The sequence below is a fragment of the Janibacter cremeus genome, assembly GCF_029395675.1.
In the GTDB taxonomy this organism is placed as follows: Bacteria; Actinomycetota; Actinomycetes; order Actinomycetales; family Dermatophilaceae; genus Janibacter; species Janibacter cremeus_A.
Genome location: NZ_CP115184.1, coordinates 1,900,860 through 1,914,633 on the forward strand (window position 1 = coordinate 1,900,860; position 13,774 = coordinate 1,914,633).

At 72.1% G+C, this 13,774-nt stretch carries 14 protein-coding genes; 4 read left to right on the forward strand and 10 right to left on the reverse strand.

Translation table 11 applies throughout. The features are described from left to right. Positions 1 to 11 precede the first annotated feature (11 nt). The 9 genes from O9K63_RS08900 to O9K63_RS08940 all read right to left on the reverse strand — a co-directional run bounded on the left by O9K63_RS08900 (position 12) and on the right by O9K63_RS08940 (position 7,904). Complete coding sequence (locus O9K63_RS08900; RefSeq protein ID WP_277237156.1) at positions 12 to 722, reverse strand: (2Fe-2S)-binding protein; 711 nt, start codon at positions 720 to 722, stop codon at positions 12 to 14. Next, the gene (locus O9K63_RS08905) at positions 635 to 964 is read right to left on the reverse strand and encodes a histone-like nucleoid-structuring protein Lsr2 (RefSeq protein ID WP_277237158.1); all 330 of its coding nucleotides are present in this window, start codon (positions 962 to 964) and stop codon (positions 635 to 637) included. The genes O9K63_RS08900 and O9K63_RS08905 overlap by 88 nt, the downstream gene beginning before the upstream one ends. A gap of 74 nt (positions 965 to 1,038) precedes the next feature. Beyond that, on the reverse strand, positions 1,039 to 1,251 hold the full coding sequence (locus O9K63_RS08910) for a hypothetical protein (RefSeq protein WP_277237160.1): 213 nt from the start codon (positions 1,249 to 1,251) through the stop codon (positions 1,039 to 1,041). Positions 1,252 to 1,253: 2 nt separating this feature from the next. Then, entirely contained in the window at positions 1,254 to 2,705 is a 1,452-nt protein-coding gene (lysS, locus tag O9K63_RS08915) for a lysine--tRNA ligase (protein WP_277242299.1), read from the reverse strand. A gap of 111 nt (positions 2,706 to 2,816) precedes the next feature. Next, positions 2,817 to 3,701, reverse strand: coding sequence for a carboxylating nicotinate-nucleotide diphosphorylase (gene nadC, locus O9K63_RS08920; RefSeq protein ID WP_277237161.1), 885 nt, complete (start codon positions 3,699 to 3,701; stop codon positions 2,817 to 2,819). Then, on the reverse strand, positions 3,698 to 5,425 hold the full coding sequence (locus O9K63_RS08925; RefSeq protein WP_277237163.1) for an L-aspartate oxidase: 1,728 nt from the start codon (positions 5,423 to 5,425) through the stop codon (positions 3,698 to 3,700). Before O9K63_RS08925 ends, nadC begins: the two co-directional genes overlap by 4 nt. Beyond that, a complete protein-coding gene (gene panD, locus O9K63_RS08930) occupies positions 5,418 to 5,864 on the reverse strand; it encodes an aspartate 1-decarboxylase (RefSeq protein ID WP_277237164.1) in 447 nt (148 codons plus the stop codon). The genes O9K63_RS08925 and panD overlap by 8 nt, the downstream gene beginning before the upstream one ends. 241 nt (positions 5,865 to 6,105) lie before the next feature. Further along, positions 6,106 to 7,014, reverse strand: coding sequence for a pantoate--beta-alanine ligase (panC, locus tag O9K63_RS08935; protein WP_277237165.1), 909 nt, complete (start codon positions 7,012 to 7,014; stop codon positions 6,106 to 6,108). Then, positions 7,011 to 7,904: a Rossmann-like and DUF2520 domain-containing protein gene (locus O9K63_RS08940; protein WP_277237168.1), complete on the reverse strand. Its 894-nt coding sequence runs from the start codon at positions 7,902 to 7,904 to the stop codon at positions 7,011 to 7,013. Before O9K63_RS08940 ends, panC begins: the two co-directional genes overlap by 4 nt. Before the next feature lie 64 nt (positions 7,905 to 7,968). Between O9K63_RS08940 and O9K63_RS08945 the strand changes: the two genes are divergently transcribed. Continuing rightward, positions 7,969 to 8,913, forward strand: coding sequence for an SAM-dependent methyltransferase (locus O9K63_RS08945; protein ID WP_277237170.1), 945 nt, complete (start codon positions 7,969 to 7,971; stop codon positions 8,911 to 8,913). Here O9K63_RS08945 and O9K63_RS08950 read toward each other — a convergent pair whose 3' ends face one another. Next, on the reverse strand, positions 8,914 to 10,176 hold the full coding sequence (locus tag O9K63_RS08950) for an SGNH/GDSL hydrolase family protein (RefSeq protein ID WP_277237172.1): 1,263 nt from the start codon (positions 10,174 to 10,176) through the stop codon (positions 8,914 to 8,916). Between the two features lie 32 nt (positions 10,177 to 10,208). Between O9K63_RS08950 and O9K63_RS08955 the strand changes: the two genes are divergently transcribed. The 3 genes from O9K63_RS08955 to O9K63_RS08965 all read left to right on the forward strand — a co-directional run bounded on the left by O9K63_RS08955 (position 10,209) and on the right by O9K63_RS08965 (position 13,667). Beyond that, complete coding sequence (locus tag O9K63_RS08955; protein ID WP_277237174.1) at positions 10,209 to 11,387, forward strand: NADH-quinone oxidoreductase subunit D; 1,179 nt, start codon at positions 10,209 to 10,211, stop codon at positions 11,385 to 11,387. A 149-nt stretch (positions 11,388 to 11,536) separates the two neighbouring features. Then, positions 11,537 to 12,598: a DUF6801 domain-containing protein gene (locus tag O9K63_RS08960; protein ID WP_277237175.1), complete on the forward strand. Its 1,062-nt coding sequence runs from the start codon at positions 11,537 to 11,539 to the stop codon at positions 12,596 to 12,598. 235 nt (positions 12,599 to 12,833) lie between these two features. After that, positions 12,834 to 13,667, forward strand: coding sequence for a hypothetical protein (locus O9K63_RS08965; protein ID WP_277237177.1), 834 nt, complete (start codon positions 12,834 to 12,836; stop codon positions 13,665 to 13,667). Positions 13,668 to 13,774: the final 107 nt, after the last annotated feature.

A 13,774-nucleotide genomic window follows, 5' to 3' on the forward strand; every position in this document is an offset into this window, starting at 1 on the left:
CCGCCCCGGCGTCAGGTCCGACGCGGGCAGCCGGCGCAGGCGTCCAGACCCGGCAGGGCGTACATCAGGCAGCACGACGTCCGCTCCGGTGGCGGCGCTCCGACGAGCCGGGCGAGGGCGATCTCCCACATGTCCTCGACCATGCCGAGCCGCTGCCGGCTGCTCATCTTCGTCGGTGTCGGCAACCGGGTGGCCAGGGTGGTGCCGGTGTCGCGGTAGCCCGCCCAGGCCGTCTCCAGCCGGTCGACGTCGTCATCGACCCGCTGGTGGCCGCCGGGTCTCACTTGCACCGCGACCGGGTAGAGGTAGGACGGGTCGAGGTCGAGCGACCACAGCGCCGGGTCGGCGTCGAGGGCGAAGGGGGTGCGCACCGCCGCGGTCGCGATGACCGTCGCGAGCGGGTCGAGCAGGTACTGCAGGACGAAGGCCGAGGGCATCCCGGCCGGCGCGGTGCCGGACTGGGCGATCGTCACCTCGCGGTAGGCCTCGATCCACCGCGGTGCGACCTGCAGCGCACGGGCCAGCGGAATGCCTCGGTCCGGGTCACCGTCGTCGGCGACCCGAACCGTCAGGAAGGCGAGGTGCCGGTCGAGCTGCGCGACCGCGGCGCGCAGCTCATCGGCGCTGACCTCGCTCAGCCCGTGGCCTTCGCGTAGGCGTCGCGGACCTTCTTGCTGATCCGGCCGCGGTCGGACACCTCGTGGCCGTTGGCGCGGGCCCACTCGCGGATCTTCGCCAGCTCGTTGCTGTTGGAGCGCGAGGAGGAGGACGACCCGCTGCTGCGACGACCGGCCACACGCCGGCCGGCGCCGACGTAGCGGGCGAGGGCGTCGCGCAGGGCGGTCGCGTTCTTCTCGTTGAGGTCGATCTCGTAGCTGACGCCGTCGAGACCGAAGGTGACGGTCTCGGTGGCCTCACCCCCGTCGATGTCGTCCTCGAGGATGATCTGGACACGCTGGGCCATGTCGGGCTCCGTTCAATTGAAGAAAGTCTTTGGGTTGCATTCCACAATAGTCAGGAATCCGATGAATCACCCAATTAGTTGTCCACAGGCCCGTCCTTCTTGGGGAGCGGCTGGTGATTTCCCTTCAGGTTGTCACCGTGCTCCGCATTCCATTTCGCAATGGCCTTTCGCTCACTGCGGTCGGCCTCGATCATGTAGCGGATGATCCAGTAGAAGAGATAACCCACCCCGACCGTCGGCAGCAGCGCGGCCAGATAGGGCCAGTACTCGGCAATGAATGCACCCATGATCAGGCCTCGGGCTTCAGGTGGGGGAAGAGGATCGTCTCGCGGATGCCGACCCCGGTGAAGAGCATGATCAGGCGATCGATACCCAGGCCGAGGCCACCCATCGGCGGCGCGCCGAACTCCAGAGCCCGCAGGAAGTCCTCGTCGAGCTGCATCGCCTCGTCGTCACCCGCAGCAGCGCGGCGGGACTGGTCCTCGAGGACCTCGCGCTGGATGACCGGGTCGATCAGCTCGGAGAACGCCGTGCCGCGCTCGACACCGCCGATGAAGAGGTCCCAGGCCTCGATGAGGCCCTCCTTCTCCCGGTGCGGGCGGGCCAGCGGCTGGGCGATCGCCGGGTAGTCGCAGATGAAGGTCGGCTGGATGCAGGTGGGCTCGACGAGCTCGGCGACCATCTCCATGGCGGCCTTGCCGGCATCCCACGACGGGTCGAGGGAGACCCCCTTCGCCTCCGCGAGCTCGCGCAGGCGCTCGACCGGGGTGGTCACGTCGACGTCCTCACCGACGGCCTCGCTCAGGGCGGGGTAGAAGGACAGCCACCGCCACTCACCATCGAGGTCGACCTCCCCGGCGGGCGTGGTCACCCGGCGGGTTCCGGCGACGTCGGCGGCGGCGAGAATGAGCGCCTTGATCAGCTCGGCCATCGTGAACTGGTCGCCCCAGGCCTCGTAGACCTCGAGTGAGGTGAATTCCGGGGAGTGGGTGGAGTCCACGCCCTCGTTGCGGAAAAGGCGCCCCATTTCGTAGACGCGGTCCACACCACCGACGACGGCCTTCTTCAACGGCAGCTCGAGGGCAATGCGCAGCGACATCCCCTGGTCGAAGGCATTCATGTGTGTATCGAAAGGACGCGCCGCGGCGCCACCGTGCACGAGCTGCAGCACCGGCGTCTCGATCTCGATGAATTCACGGGCGTGCAGGGTCTCGCGAATGGCCCGAACGATCCCCGCGCGCAGCCGGACCATGTCGCGGGCCTCCTGGCGCACGACGAGGTCGGCATAGCGCTGACGCACGCGCGCCTCCTCCGAGAGCTCCTTGTGCAGGACGGGAAGGGGGCGCAGCGCCTTGGAGGCCATCGTCCAGGAGGTCGCCATGACCGACAGCTCCCCGCGGCGGGAGCGGATGACGCGACCGGTGACGGCGACGTGGTCACCCAGGTCGACGTCGTGCTTCCACGAGTCGAGGGCCTCCTGGCCGACCTCGGCGAGCGAGAGCATGATCTGCAGGCGGGTGCCGACTCCCTCCTGCAGGGCGGCGAAGGCGAGCTTGCCGGTGTTGCGCACGAACATCACGCGGCCGGCGACGGTGACGACGTCCTGGGTCTCCTCGCCGGTCTCCAGGTGGCCCCAGGTCTCGTTGACCTGCGCCAGGGAGTGGGTGCGGGCGGCGCCGACCGGGTAGGCCTGCTTGCCGTCGGCGAGGATGCGGTCGCGCTTCTCCCGCCGGATGCGCATCTGCTCCGGCAGCTCGTCGTCGGCAGGGGTCTCGATCGGCTCGTCAGTCACGGTCCCCCACGATATCCGCGGACCGGTCGCGGCCCGAATCGCCGGGCCCGGAGAGGGGGCTCAGACCAGGTCGAGCGCGAGGTCGATGATCGGCGAGGAGTGGGTGAGCCCGCCGACGCTCATGTAGTCGATCCCCGTGGCGCCGTACTCGGCGGCCACCTCGAGAGCCAGCCCACCGGTCGCCTCGATCTCGACGCTCGCACCGAGCTCGGCCGCACGGGCCCGGGCCGTGTCGACCGTCGAGCGCAGCAGGTCGACGGGCATGTTGTCGCACATGAGGAACCGTGCCCCAGCCTCCAGCGCCTCCAGTGCCTGCTCGGTGGACTCGACCTCCACCTCGATCGCGACCTCGGGGTGGAGGTCCCGGATCGCGGCGTAGGCGGCGCCCACTCCCCCGGCGGCGACGACGTGGTTGTCCTTGACCATCGCGACGTCGAAGAGGCCCATCCTCTTGTTCGTCCCGCCCCCGGCACGGACCGCGTACTTCTCCAGCTCGCGCATGCCGGGTGTGGTCTTGCGGGTGTCGAGCACGGTGCACCCGGTCCCGGCCAGCGCGTCCGCCCAGCGACGGGTGTGCGTGGCGACGCCGGACAGGCGCGACATGACGTTGAGCAGGGTGCGCTCGGCCATGAGCGCCTGCCGGACGGGTCCGTCGAGGACGGCGATGACGTCGCCGGCCACCAGTCGGGTCCCGTCGGCGATCCGCACCTCGAGCGAAGGGGGCGTCCCTCCCGTCCGCGCGGCGACCCCCTCGAGGACGAGCGCGATGACGGGTGCGCCGGCGAGGACACCGGGCTCGCGGGCGACCACGTGGCCGGTCGCGACCTGGTCGGCCGGGATCGTGGCGGAGCTCGTGACGTCGAGACCGTCCGGACCGAGGTCCTCGGCCAGCGCGGTGTCGACGAGCCGGCGGGCGGCCTCGAGCGGGAAGTCCGGGCCGGTCACTGCACGCCCTCCAGCGCTTCGGTCCCGTGTGCGGCGCGCGGCTGCGGCCAACAGAGGTCGACGTCCAGTCGGATCACGGCCAGCTCGCCGTCCGGCTCACGCACGTGGACGAGGTGCGCGGACCACTCCGCGTCGTCGGGCACCGGGTGGTCGCGCCGCACGTGGCCGCCGCGGGTCTCCTCGCGCAGGTGCGCGGCGGTGGCCAGCGCCCGGCCGAGGTGGAGCAGGTTCGTCGTCTCCCAGCTGCGCGGTCCCGGCTCGGCATCGGACGTGGCCGCGGCCAGCTCCTGCAGGGAGGCCAGCGCCGAGCGCGTGGACTCCCGGGAGCGAAGGGGGCCGACCCCCCTCGTCATCGTCTCCTGCAGGGCGGGACGGTGAGCGGCGTCGAGGAGGCCGGTGCTCGCCTCGCCCGATGGCTCGACGAAGGGCAGCTCGCCACCGGCCAGCCGCTCCACGAGGTCCTCGGCGATCCGGTGGGCGAAGACGAGTCCCTCGAGGAGGGAGTTGCTCGCGAGGCGGTTGGCGCCGTGCACACCGGTGCACGAGACCTCCCCGCAGGCGTAGAGACCGGGCAGGCTCGTGCGGCCGCGCAGGTCGGTGCGCACGCCGCCCGAGGCGTAGTGCTGTGCCGGGGCCACCGGGATGGGTTCGGTCGCGGGGTCGATGCCCAGCTCGCGGCACCGGGCGACGATCGTCGGGAAGCGGCGCTCGAGGAACTCCCCGCCGAGGTGCCGCGCGTCGAGGAGGACGTGGTCGGTGCCGGTCGCCTCCATCCGCTCCAGGATCGCGCGCGCGACGACGTCCCGGGGGGCGAGGTCGGCGAGCGGGTGCACCCCGGCCATGAAGGCCTCGCCGGTCGAGTCGACGAGGACGGCGCCCTCGCCGCGCACCGCCTCGGAGACGAGCGGCTGCTGACCGCTCGCGCCGGGACCGAGGTGCATGACGGTCGGGTGGAACTGCACGAACTCCAGGTCGGCGAGCGCGGCGCCCGCGCGCAGGGCGACCGCCATGCCGTCCCCGGTGGCAACGGGAGGGTTGGTCGTCGAGGAGTAGATCTGGCCGAGCCCTCCCGTGGCGAGCACGACGGCCCGGGCGCGTGCGGCGCCCACCCCGTCGATCTCCCCCTCGCCGATGACGTGGACGGTCGCGCCGCACACGGAGCCCTCGGCCGAGGTGAGCAGGTCGACCACGAGGGCGTTCTCGATGACCTCGATGCCGGGGTCGGCGCGCACGGCCTCGAGCTGGGCGATGAGGGCGCGCGAGATCTCCGCTCCCGTGGCGTCGCCGCCGGCGTGGGCGATCCGGTCGCGGTGGTGGCCACCCTCGCGGGTGAGCGTGATCTCTCCGGCGTCGTCGGTGTCGAACCGCGCGCCGAGCCCGATGAGCTCGCGCACCCGGGCGGGGCCCTCGGTGACGAGGACCTCGACGGCCGACTCGTCACACAGGCCGACGCCGGCGACCAGGGTGTCGTCGAGGTGCTCGGCAGCGGAGTCCTCCGGGGCGAGGGCGGCGGCGATCCCGCCCTGGGCCCACGTGGTCGACCCGGCGGACAGCTCGGTCTTGGTCACGAGCAGTACCCGGTCGACGTGCTCGCGCAGGCGCAGCGCACAGGTCAGCCCGGCGATCCCGGACCCGACGACGAGCACGTCCGCGTCGGCCGTCCAACCGGGCGGCGGCGAGGTGAGGAAGCGCGGGAGCGCGACCCCCTCGCCCGCGTCAGGCACCGGCGCTTCCGTCACCCGGGTGGTCGCGGTGGGTGACCGCCGAGGTGCTCAGGCCGAAGCCCTCCGGGACGTCGCCCGCGTCGTGGTACTGGTCGACGATCGCGTTGTCCCCGTCGACGAAGACGACCTGGGGCTCGTAGGTCCGCGCCTCGTGGTCGTCCATCGAGGCGTAGGCGATGATGATGATCGTGTCGCCGGGCTGGACGAGACGCGCGGCGGCACCGTTGATGCAGATGATCCCGGTGCCGCGCTCACCCTCGATGGCGTAGGTGGTCAGCCGGTTGCCGTTGTCGACGTCGACGATGTCGACCTGCTGCCCGGGGAGCATGTCCGCGGCGTCCATGAGGTCGCGGTCGATCGTCAGCGACCCGACGTAGTGCAGGTCGGCCTGGGTGACCGTGGCCCGGTGGATCTTGCTGTGGAGCATGTAACGCTGCACGACCAGTTGTCCTTCTTCTCGGCGATTGACCGTCGTCCAGTCTCGCATCAGCACGGCACCGCCGTCACGACGTGTGGAGCGAGACGTCCGGCACGCTCTGGCCTACCGGCGGGTCGCTGCGGACAAAGGGGGGCTGCGGTCGGACAGGGATGGTGGCCCGGCTCAGGGAGTGAGGAACGAACGACCAAGGGCCGCCGTGCCTGTTCCGACCGGGACCGTGTCCGTCCCCACAACGGGACGCTCAGTCGTGCAGGGCGGCGTGCGGCACGTCAGAGAAGACCTCGAGCGCCCCGCCCCCCGGGCCGACGAGGACGGGGACGTTGTCGATGAGGCGGGTGGTGCCGACCCTGGCGGCGACGGCCAGCAGCGCCTCGCCGCGGTACCACTCCGGCACCTCGTCCAGGCTCGACGGGTGGACGAGCACGAGGTAGTCCACCAGCGCGAGCGGCTCGCTGATGAGGACCTCCCGAGCGGCCCGTCGGATCGCGGAGGGCCCCTCCACCGCGCGATCGGCGCCGGCCCGCAGCGCGCGGGAGAGGCTGAGGGCGGTCTCCCGGTCGCTCTCGGACAGGTAGGTGTTGCGGCTGCTCATGGCGAGGCCGTCCTCCTCGCGCACGGTGGGCACGGAGACGACCGTCGCGGGGAAGTCGATGTCGCGCACCATCCGCCGGATGAGGAGCAGCTGCTGGGCGTCCTTCTGCCCATAGTAGAAGAGGTCCCCGCGCGTGAGGTGCATCAGCTTGGCGACGACGGTGAGCATCCCGTCGAAGTGGCCGGGGCGCGACTGGCCCTCGAGGACGTCGCCCAGCGGCCCGGCGGAGATGCGCACACCCGGGTTGCCGTCCGGGTAGACCACGTCCGGGGTGGGGGCGAAGACGAGGTCGACCCCCTCGCGGGTGCAGAGCGCCAGGTCGTCGTCGAAGGTTCGCGGATACTTCGACAGGTCCTCGCCCGCCCCGAACTGCAGCGGGTTGAGGAAGATCGTCACGAGCACGTGCCGGGCGCGCTCCCGGGCCGTGCGGATGAGCCGGGCATGCCCCTCGTGCAGGGCGCCCATGGTCATCACGACGGCCACGTCGCCGTCGGTGAGCCCGGCGCGGGCGGCAGCGAGCTCGTCCCTGCTGCGGGCGACGAGGGGGGTGGTGGTCATCGGGTCTCCTCGTCGAGGGTCGTCATGATGGTCTCGGCCACGTCCGCGCGCAGCCGACCGGCGCGCGCGGCGCGCAGGGCGGTCGCCCGGGCCTGGGCGCGGTAGGCGGGACGGATGTCCTGCGGGAGGTCCGCCAGCTCGTCCAGGTGCGCGGCAACGGTACCGGCATCACCGCGCGCGACCGGCCCGGTCAGCGCGGCGTCACCGGAGGCGAGGGCGTTGTCGAGGCTCGCCTGGAGCAGGGGTCGCAGCACGCGGTCGGCGGGGTCGATGCCGGCCGTGCGCAGGATCTCCATGGCCTGCGCGACGAGGGTGACCAGGTGGTTGCTGCCGTGCGCCAGGGCCGCGTGGTACCGGCCGCGGGACTCCTCCGGCACCCACACCGGCTCGCCCCCGATCTCCACCACGAGGGTCTCGGCGACGGGTCGCATCTCCTCCGGCGCGGTGATCCCGAAGCAACACTCGTGCAGCCGGGAGAGGTCGAGGCTGGTCCCGGTGAAGGTCATCGCCGGGTGGATCGCCATCGCCAACACCTCGTCGGCGATCGGAGCGAAGGGGGCCAGCCCGTGCCGGCCCGAGGTGTGGACCACGAGCTGCCCGGGGCGCCAGGCACCGGTGGCGTGCAGGCCGGCGACGAGGTCGGTCAGGGCGTCGTCGGGCACGGCGAGGACGACGAGCTGCGCGGAGGAGACCACCTCGGGCACGGGCACGACCGGGACACCGGGCAGGAGCAGCTCAGCACGGTCCCGGCTGGCCTCGGAGACGGCGGAGACGGCGACGACCTCGTGGCCGGCGCCGCGCAGGGCGGCACCGAGGACGGCACCGACCCGACCGGATCCGACGACCCCGACGCGCAGGGTGGGCCGCTCGGGCACGGGTGGGATGCTCACCGGCCCGACGGTACCCGGGGGCACACCCCCTTCGCCCACCTGCCTCCCGGGCGACAATGCGGGGGTGCGGACGTGGCAGCAGGCGTGGACGGAGGCCCTCTACGGCGAAGGGGGGTTCTACCGTCGCGCGGAGGGGCCGGCGGGGCACTTCGCGACCTCGACGCACGGCACGGCCGGCGAGCTCCTCGCGGATGCGCTGCTGCGGCTGGTCGAGAGGGAGGGCCTGCGGCAGGTCGTCGACGTCGGCTGCGGCCGGGGTGAGCTGCTGACCGCCCTCGCGGCCTCGTCCCGGCGCGCCGATGTCGACCTCGGCCTCCTCGGCGTCGACGTCGTGGACCGTCCCGCCGGTCTCGACCCGCGCATCGACTGGCTGATCTCCCCCGGCGGTCCCGACCTGCCCGACCTCGGCGCGCCGACCGACGCCCTCGTCCTCGCGCACGAGTGGCTCGACGTCGTGCCGTGCGGCATCGCCCGCGCGGACGAGCGGGGGGTGCTGCGCACGGTGTGCGTCGAGGAGGATGGCGTCGAGCACCTCGGCGGGCCGCTCGACGATGCCTCCGCCGCCTGGGTGAGGCGGTGGTGGCCGGGGCCGCACCCTCCGGGTGCCACGGTCGAGGTCGGCAGCACGCGCGACGAGGCCTTCGAGCGCCTGGTCGCGCGGACGGGATCCGGCCTCGTCGTCGCCGTCGACTACGGCCACCGGACGGGCTCCCGACCGCCCGACGGGACGCTCATCGGTTACCGCGCCGGGACGGCCTGCCCACCGCTGCCGGACGGGTCGTGCGACCTGACCGCCCACGTGGCGATGGACTCCCTTCGCGCCGACACCGTGCGCACGCAGCGCGAGGTCCTGCGGGACCTGGGGGTCGACGGCACCCGGCCACCGACCGAGCGGGCACACACGGACCCTGCCGGCTACCTGGCTGCCCTGTCCGGGGCCTCCCACGCCGCCGCGCTCACCGGTCCGGGTCCCGGCGACTTCCTGTGGGCGACCCGTCGCGTGCCCTGATCACGGGGCCTGCGGCGCACTCGCCCCCTCGAGATCGGCCCGCGGTGCGAGCGCCTCGAGGAGGCTGTCGGCGATGAGCACCTGTCCACGTGGTCCGGGATGCAGGTCGTCCAGGTACACCCCGTCGGGGGCGACGGCCACCGGCGGCAGCACCGCCGACAGGTCGATGAAGCTGACTCCCTCGTGCTCGGTGCGATCGGCCATCTGGTCGAGGTAGAGGCTCCAGGCCGGGGCGTGCCCGCCCCAGTCGGGCACGAACCAGCCGACGAGCAGCACCGGCCCCTCGTACCCCAGCTCGCGCGTCTGCTCGATGAGCGAGTCGAGGACACGGCCGAACTCCGCCGGACCCACACCACGCAACGCGTCGTTGAAGCCGAGCGGCACGAGCAGCAGGTCCGGGTCGAGCGAGAGGCTGTCGGCGAGGTACGTCGGCGTCTGGGAGATGACGCGCGCCGAGACACCGGAGCGGGAGGCGTCGAGGACGTGCACGCACCGGTCGCGGTCGCCGCGGTAGGGAGTCAGGTCGGTGACGGTCACCGGCGCGTCGCTCCCCGCCTCGCTGGCGTTGGTCACCGTCACCGTGTGCCTGCCCGGTCCGAGGCCCCCGGAGGACCACACCCTGCGCTCGCCCGTGCTGCGCACCTGCGTGCCGTCCGCACCCGTGGCGCCGGGGCCGGCCCTCCCCGTGCCGGTCGGGATGGCCAGGGCCGGCGTGGGGGTGACGCCGTCGACCTCGATGCGCAGGGTGCCGCCGTCGGGCCGGGTGCGGTAGCCGACGTCGACGGACCGGGCGTCGACCTGCCAGCTGATGCTGGCGGCGGGACCGAGCTGGAGCGCCCGCCCGCCGGGGCCGACCTCCGTCAGCGGCGTGACCTCCCCCGTCGTGCGCGGGTCGGGCATGCTCGAGGCCCGGTAGTCGGCGGGGACGACGGAGGTCGTGCCGTGGTAGCCGGCGGCACCCGTCGGGCAGTCCGGCGTCCCGGCCCGCTCCCGCAGCCCGCGTTGCAGCCGGCCGACCCAGCGGTTCTCCAGGTGCTCCTCGATGCCCGAGCCCTCGCTCACCGAGTCACCGAGGACGACGATGTTGGCGGCCTCGTCGCCGGCCCCGCGCACGGCCTGCGTCCACGGCTCCAGGACGGGGTACCCGTCGAAGGTGCGGGTCGAGCTCGGTGGAGGGGACGGGAACGCGCAGCCGGCCACGCCCACGAGTGCGAGACCGACTGCGGCAGCGCACGCTGCCCTCCCACGGGTCCGGATCGACACCGTCCCATGGTGCCTGACGCATACTGGCGGGCATGACGAGCACACCGGGACCCGGCACCCGGACGCTGGACGTCGGCGTCGGGGACGCCACCCTCGCGAGCGCGGACATGGTGCTCAACATCGGCCCGCAGCACCCCGCGACCCACGGCGTCCTGCGCCTGCGGGTCGTGCTCGACGGCGAGCGGGTGGTCTCGGCGGACCCGGTCGTCGGTTACATGCACCGTGGGGCGGAGAAGCTCTTCGAGGTCCGCGACTACCGGCAGATCACGATGCTGGCCAACCGCCACGACTGGTTGTCGGCCTTCAGCAACGAGCTGGGGGTCGTCCTCGGGGTCGAGGCGATGCTCGGTATGGAGGTCCCGGAGCGGGCCACGTGGGCTCGCACCCTCCTCGCGGAGCTCAACCGCGTGCTCAACCACCTGATGTTCCTGGGGTCCTACCCGCTCGAGCTCGGTGCGATCACGCCGATCTTCTACTCCTTCCGCGAGCGCGAGGACCTCCAGGCGGTGATGGAGGAGATCTCCGGCGGCCGGATGCACTTCATGTTCAACCGCGTCGGCGGCCTCAAGGAGGACCTGCCGGCGGGGTGGCTGGACCGGGTCTCCGCCGTCGTGGCGCTGGTCCGGGCCCGGATGCCGCAGCTCGAGGTCCTGATCGTCGGCAACGAGATCCTCGAGGCGAGGACGAAGGGGGTCGGTCCCCTCTCCCACGACCTCGCCTGCGCCTACGGCGTCTCCGGGCCGATCGCCCGGGCCTCGGGCGTCGACGTGGACCTGCGGCGCGACGACCCCTACCTCGCGTACGGGGAACTCTTCGGCGAAGGGGGCCCCGGCAGGGTCGTCACCCGCACCGCCGGCGACAGCCTGGCGCGGCTCGAGGTGCTCCTGGAGCAGACCCACGTCAGCCTCGACCTCGCCGACGCGTGCGTGGAGCGGATGCGCTCGCTCGAGCGCGGTCCGGTGAACCAGCGCCTCCCCAAGGTGCTCAAGGTGCCCGAGGGCGACCGGTACACCGCGACGGAGAACCCGCTGGGCCTCAACGGATACCACCTGGTCTCGCGCGGCGACAAGACACCGTGGCGGCTGAAGCTGCGGTCCGCGTCCTTCGGGAACGTGCAGGTGCTCTCGCAGGTCCTGCCCGGCTGCCTCGTCTCCGACCTCGTTGCCGTGCTCGGCTCGATGTTCTTCGTCGTGGGGGACGTCGACAAGTAGCGGTGTGGGTCCGTCCCTGCGACCGGTCTCATGACCGACGGGTAGTAAAAGTCTGGGAAAACCTTGTGAGTTCTCCCAGCCATCTGTAAGTTGCCGGATCAGATGCCTACTCAGTGGTAGGTACATAACTCTGACCTCAGGGGAGATCCATGAGCAAGCGCGTCACCACCCGTCTGTCTGCGAGTGCCGCACTCGTCACCGGCCTCGGCTTGATGGGCATCGCCTCCGCGGCCCCGGCCCAGGCCGCTTCGGCCACGCTTGACTACAGCTGCACCTACACCGTGCTCAACATGGGTGTGATCGAGGGTGACAACGCCGTCAGTGTCGACCTCGACGTCGCGCTGCCGGAGACCGCGCAGGTCGGCGATGTGATCGACCCCGACGTGACGGCCACCGTCACCATCCCGGAGTCCCGGCGTGACTCGTTGTACGGCTTGCTCAACGTGCGCAGCATCGATGGGCCGGGAGAAGCCGAGGCAGCCGCCGAGGACGGTGGACTCAACGCGCAAAATGCGCGAAACCAGGCGGACTTCACGCTCAGCGACGGCACCACCACCCTCGATGGCACCATCCCGCTCCAGATCCCCATGACCGAGGTCCCGGCTGCCGGTGAGCTCGTCGTCACCGCCACCGGCGCGACGGAGCCCGTGACCCTCGAGCAGGCGGGCACCTACACCATCGCCGCGGGCGACTTCCAGAGCTACATCCGGGCGTACGACGCGAGTGGTGGCTACTCCACCAACGTCACGCTCGACTGCACCCTGGTCTCGTCGGACGCGACGATCGGCGCGGTCGTTGTCGAGCCCGGCACCGGGGATGACGGCACGGGCGGCACCGATGGGACCGACGGCACGGACGGGACTGACGGCACGGACGGGACCGATGGGACCGACGGGACCGACGGCACGGATGGCACCGACGGCACCGACGGCACCGATGGGACCGACGGCACGGATGGGACCGACGGCACGGATGGCACCGACGGCACCGATGGGGCCGACGGCACGGATGGCACCGACGGCACTGACGGCACTGACGGCACGGACGCCGGCACTCCGCAGATCCCCGCGGTCGTCCAGACCGACGGTCTCACCCCGGCCATGACCTCCCAGGAGGACAACACCGCCGCGCTCGCACTCGGTGGTCTGCTCCTCGCGGGTGCAGGCGCCGGCACCGTGCTGGTCGCACGTCGCCGCGCGCAGCAGCACTGATGTAGGAAGCCACCGACCCCGGGTCGGTGAGCACGGCCACGGGCCGCCGACCAGAGGTCGGCGGCCCGTCGTCGTTCTCCCGTGGCCAGCGCATCAGGGTCCGATGCCTCCGGGACGAGCACGTGACGATTCGGTCCCGACGAGCCCCTCGCGTTGAGAGTGGCCCAACTCACCGCTATCTTCCTCGAAGGGCACCCGCGCCCAGCGGTTGCCGTCGAGAACTGGGGAGACCAGCATGGCTGCACGCCTGAAGACCCGCCTGTCGGCGGGTGCCGCACTCGTCACGGGCCTCGGCATGATGGGCGTCGCCACCGCCCTGCCGGCTCACGCCGCAGCGACCGCCACGTACACCTGCACGGTTGAGGGCCCCGACGGCCCCGTCGAGGAGGACATCAGCGTCACCTTCGAAACCAATGCCCCGGCGACCGTCGCCCCCGGCAACACCGTGACCGTCGACTCCGTCACGGCCACTGCGACGATCCCGCTGGCGGGCGCGTCGTCACCAGCCGAGGGGGCCGAGGTCACCGTCCCCGTCACCGCCCCCGTGACCGTCGACGGTGAGCCCATCGGCACCGTCGATGCGGAACTCACGTCCGAGGCCATCACCGTCGACGCGACCGAGGTGCAGGTTCAGCTGGCGGACCACCAGTCGCGATCCATCGAGGTTCCCCTCGAGGCCGCCGGCCGGATCTTCCAGGTGCTGGTACCGGAATCCTTCGACGCGACCTTCAGCGGCTTCGCGGAGGTGCCGATCATCGCGTCGTGCGAGACGGAGGAGTCGGCCCAGGTCATCGACACGGTCGTCGTCACCTCACCGGAGATGGAGGAGGAGCCCGAGGACGCCGAGGACATCGCCGAGGTCCACGAGCCGGCCGACGAGCAGCCGCCCGGCGGGGATGCGTCGGCGGACGAGCCCGCTGTCCCGCAGGTCGTGCAGACCGACGGCCTGACCCCCCGGATGCTGCCCCAAGAGGACGACACCCTCGGGTACGTCCTGGGTGGCCTGCTCCTCGCCGGCGCCGGCGCCGGGACCGTCCTCGTGGCCCGTCGCCGGTCCACCCAGCACTGAGGCCGAGCGCCACCACCACGGCACGGGCCGTCGGCATCCGGGAGCATCCCGGCGCCGACGGCCCGTATCGTTACCCGCAGGGAACTCCACGACGAGGACGCCCGTTC

Bases quoted from the DNA above. Each gene is read 5' to 3' on its own strand.
- O9K63_RS08905 (WP_277237158.1), bottom strand. From the start codon at position 964: ATGGCCCAGCGTGTCCAGATCATCCTCGAGGACGACATCGACGGGGGT.
- O9K63_RS08960 (WP_277237175.1), top strand. From the start codon at position 11,537: ATGAGCAAGCGCGTCACCACCCGTCTGTCTGCGAGTGCCGCACTCGTC.
- O9K63_RS08910 (WP_277237160.1), bottom strand. From the start codon at position 1,251: ATGGGTGCATTCATTGCCGAGTACTGGCCCTATCTGGCCGCGCTGCTG.
- lysS (WP_277242299.1), bottom strand. From the start codon at position 2,705: ATGCGCATCCGGCGGGAGAAGCGCGACCGCATCCTCGCCGACGGCAAG.
- O9K63_RS08955 (WP_277237174.1), top strand. From the start codon at position 10,209: ATGACGAGCACACCGGGACCCGGCACCCGGACGCTGGACGTCGGCGTC.
- O9K63_RS08965 (WP_277237177.1), top strand. From the start codon at position 12,834: ATGGCTGCACGCCTGAAGACCCGCCTGTCGGCGGGTGCCGCACTCGTC.
- panC (WP_277237165.1), bottom strand. From the start codon at position 7,014: ATGACCACCACCCCCCTCGTCGCCCGCAGCAGGGACGAGCTCGCTGCC.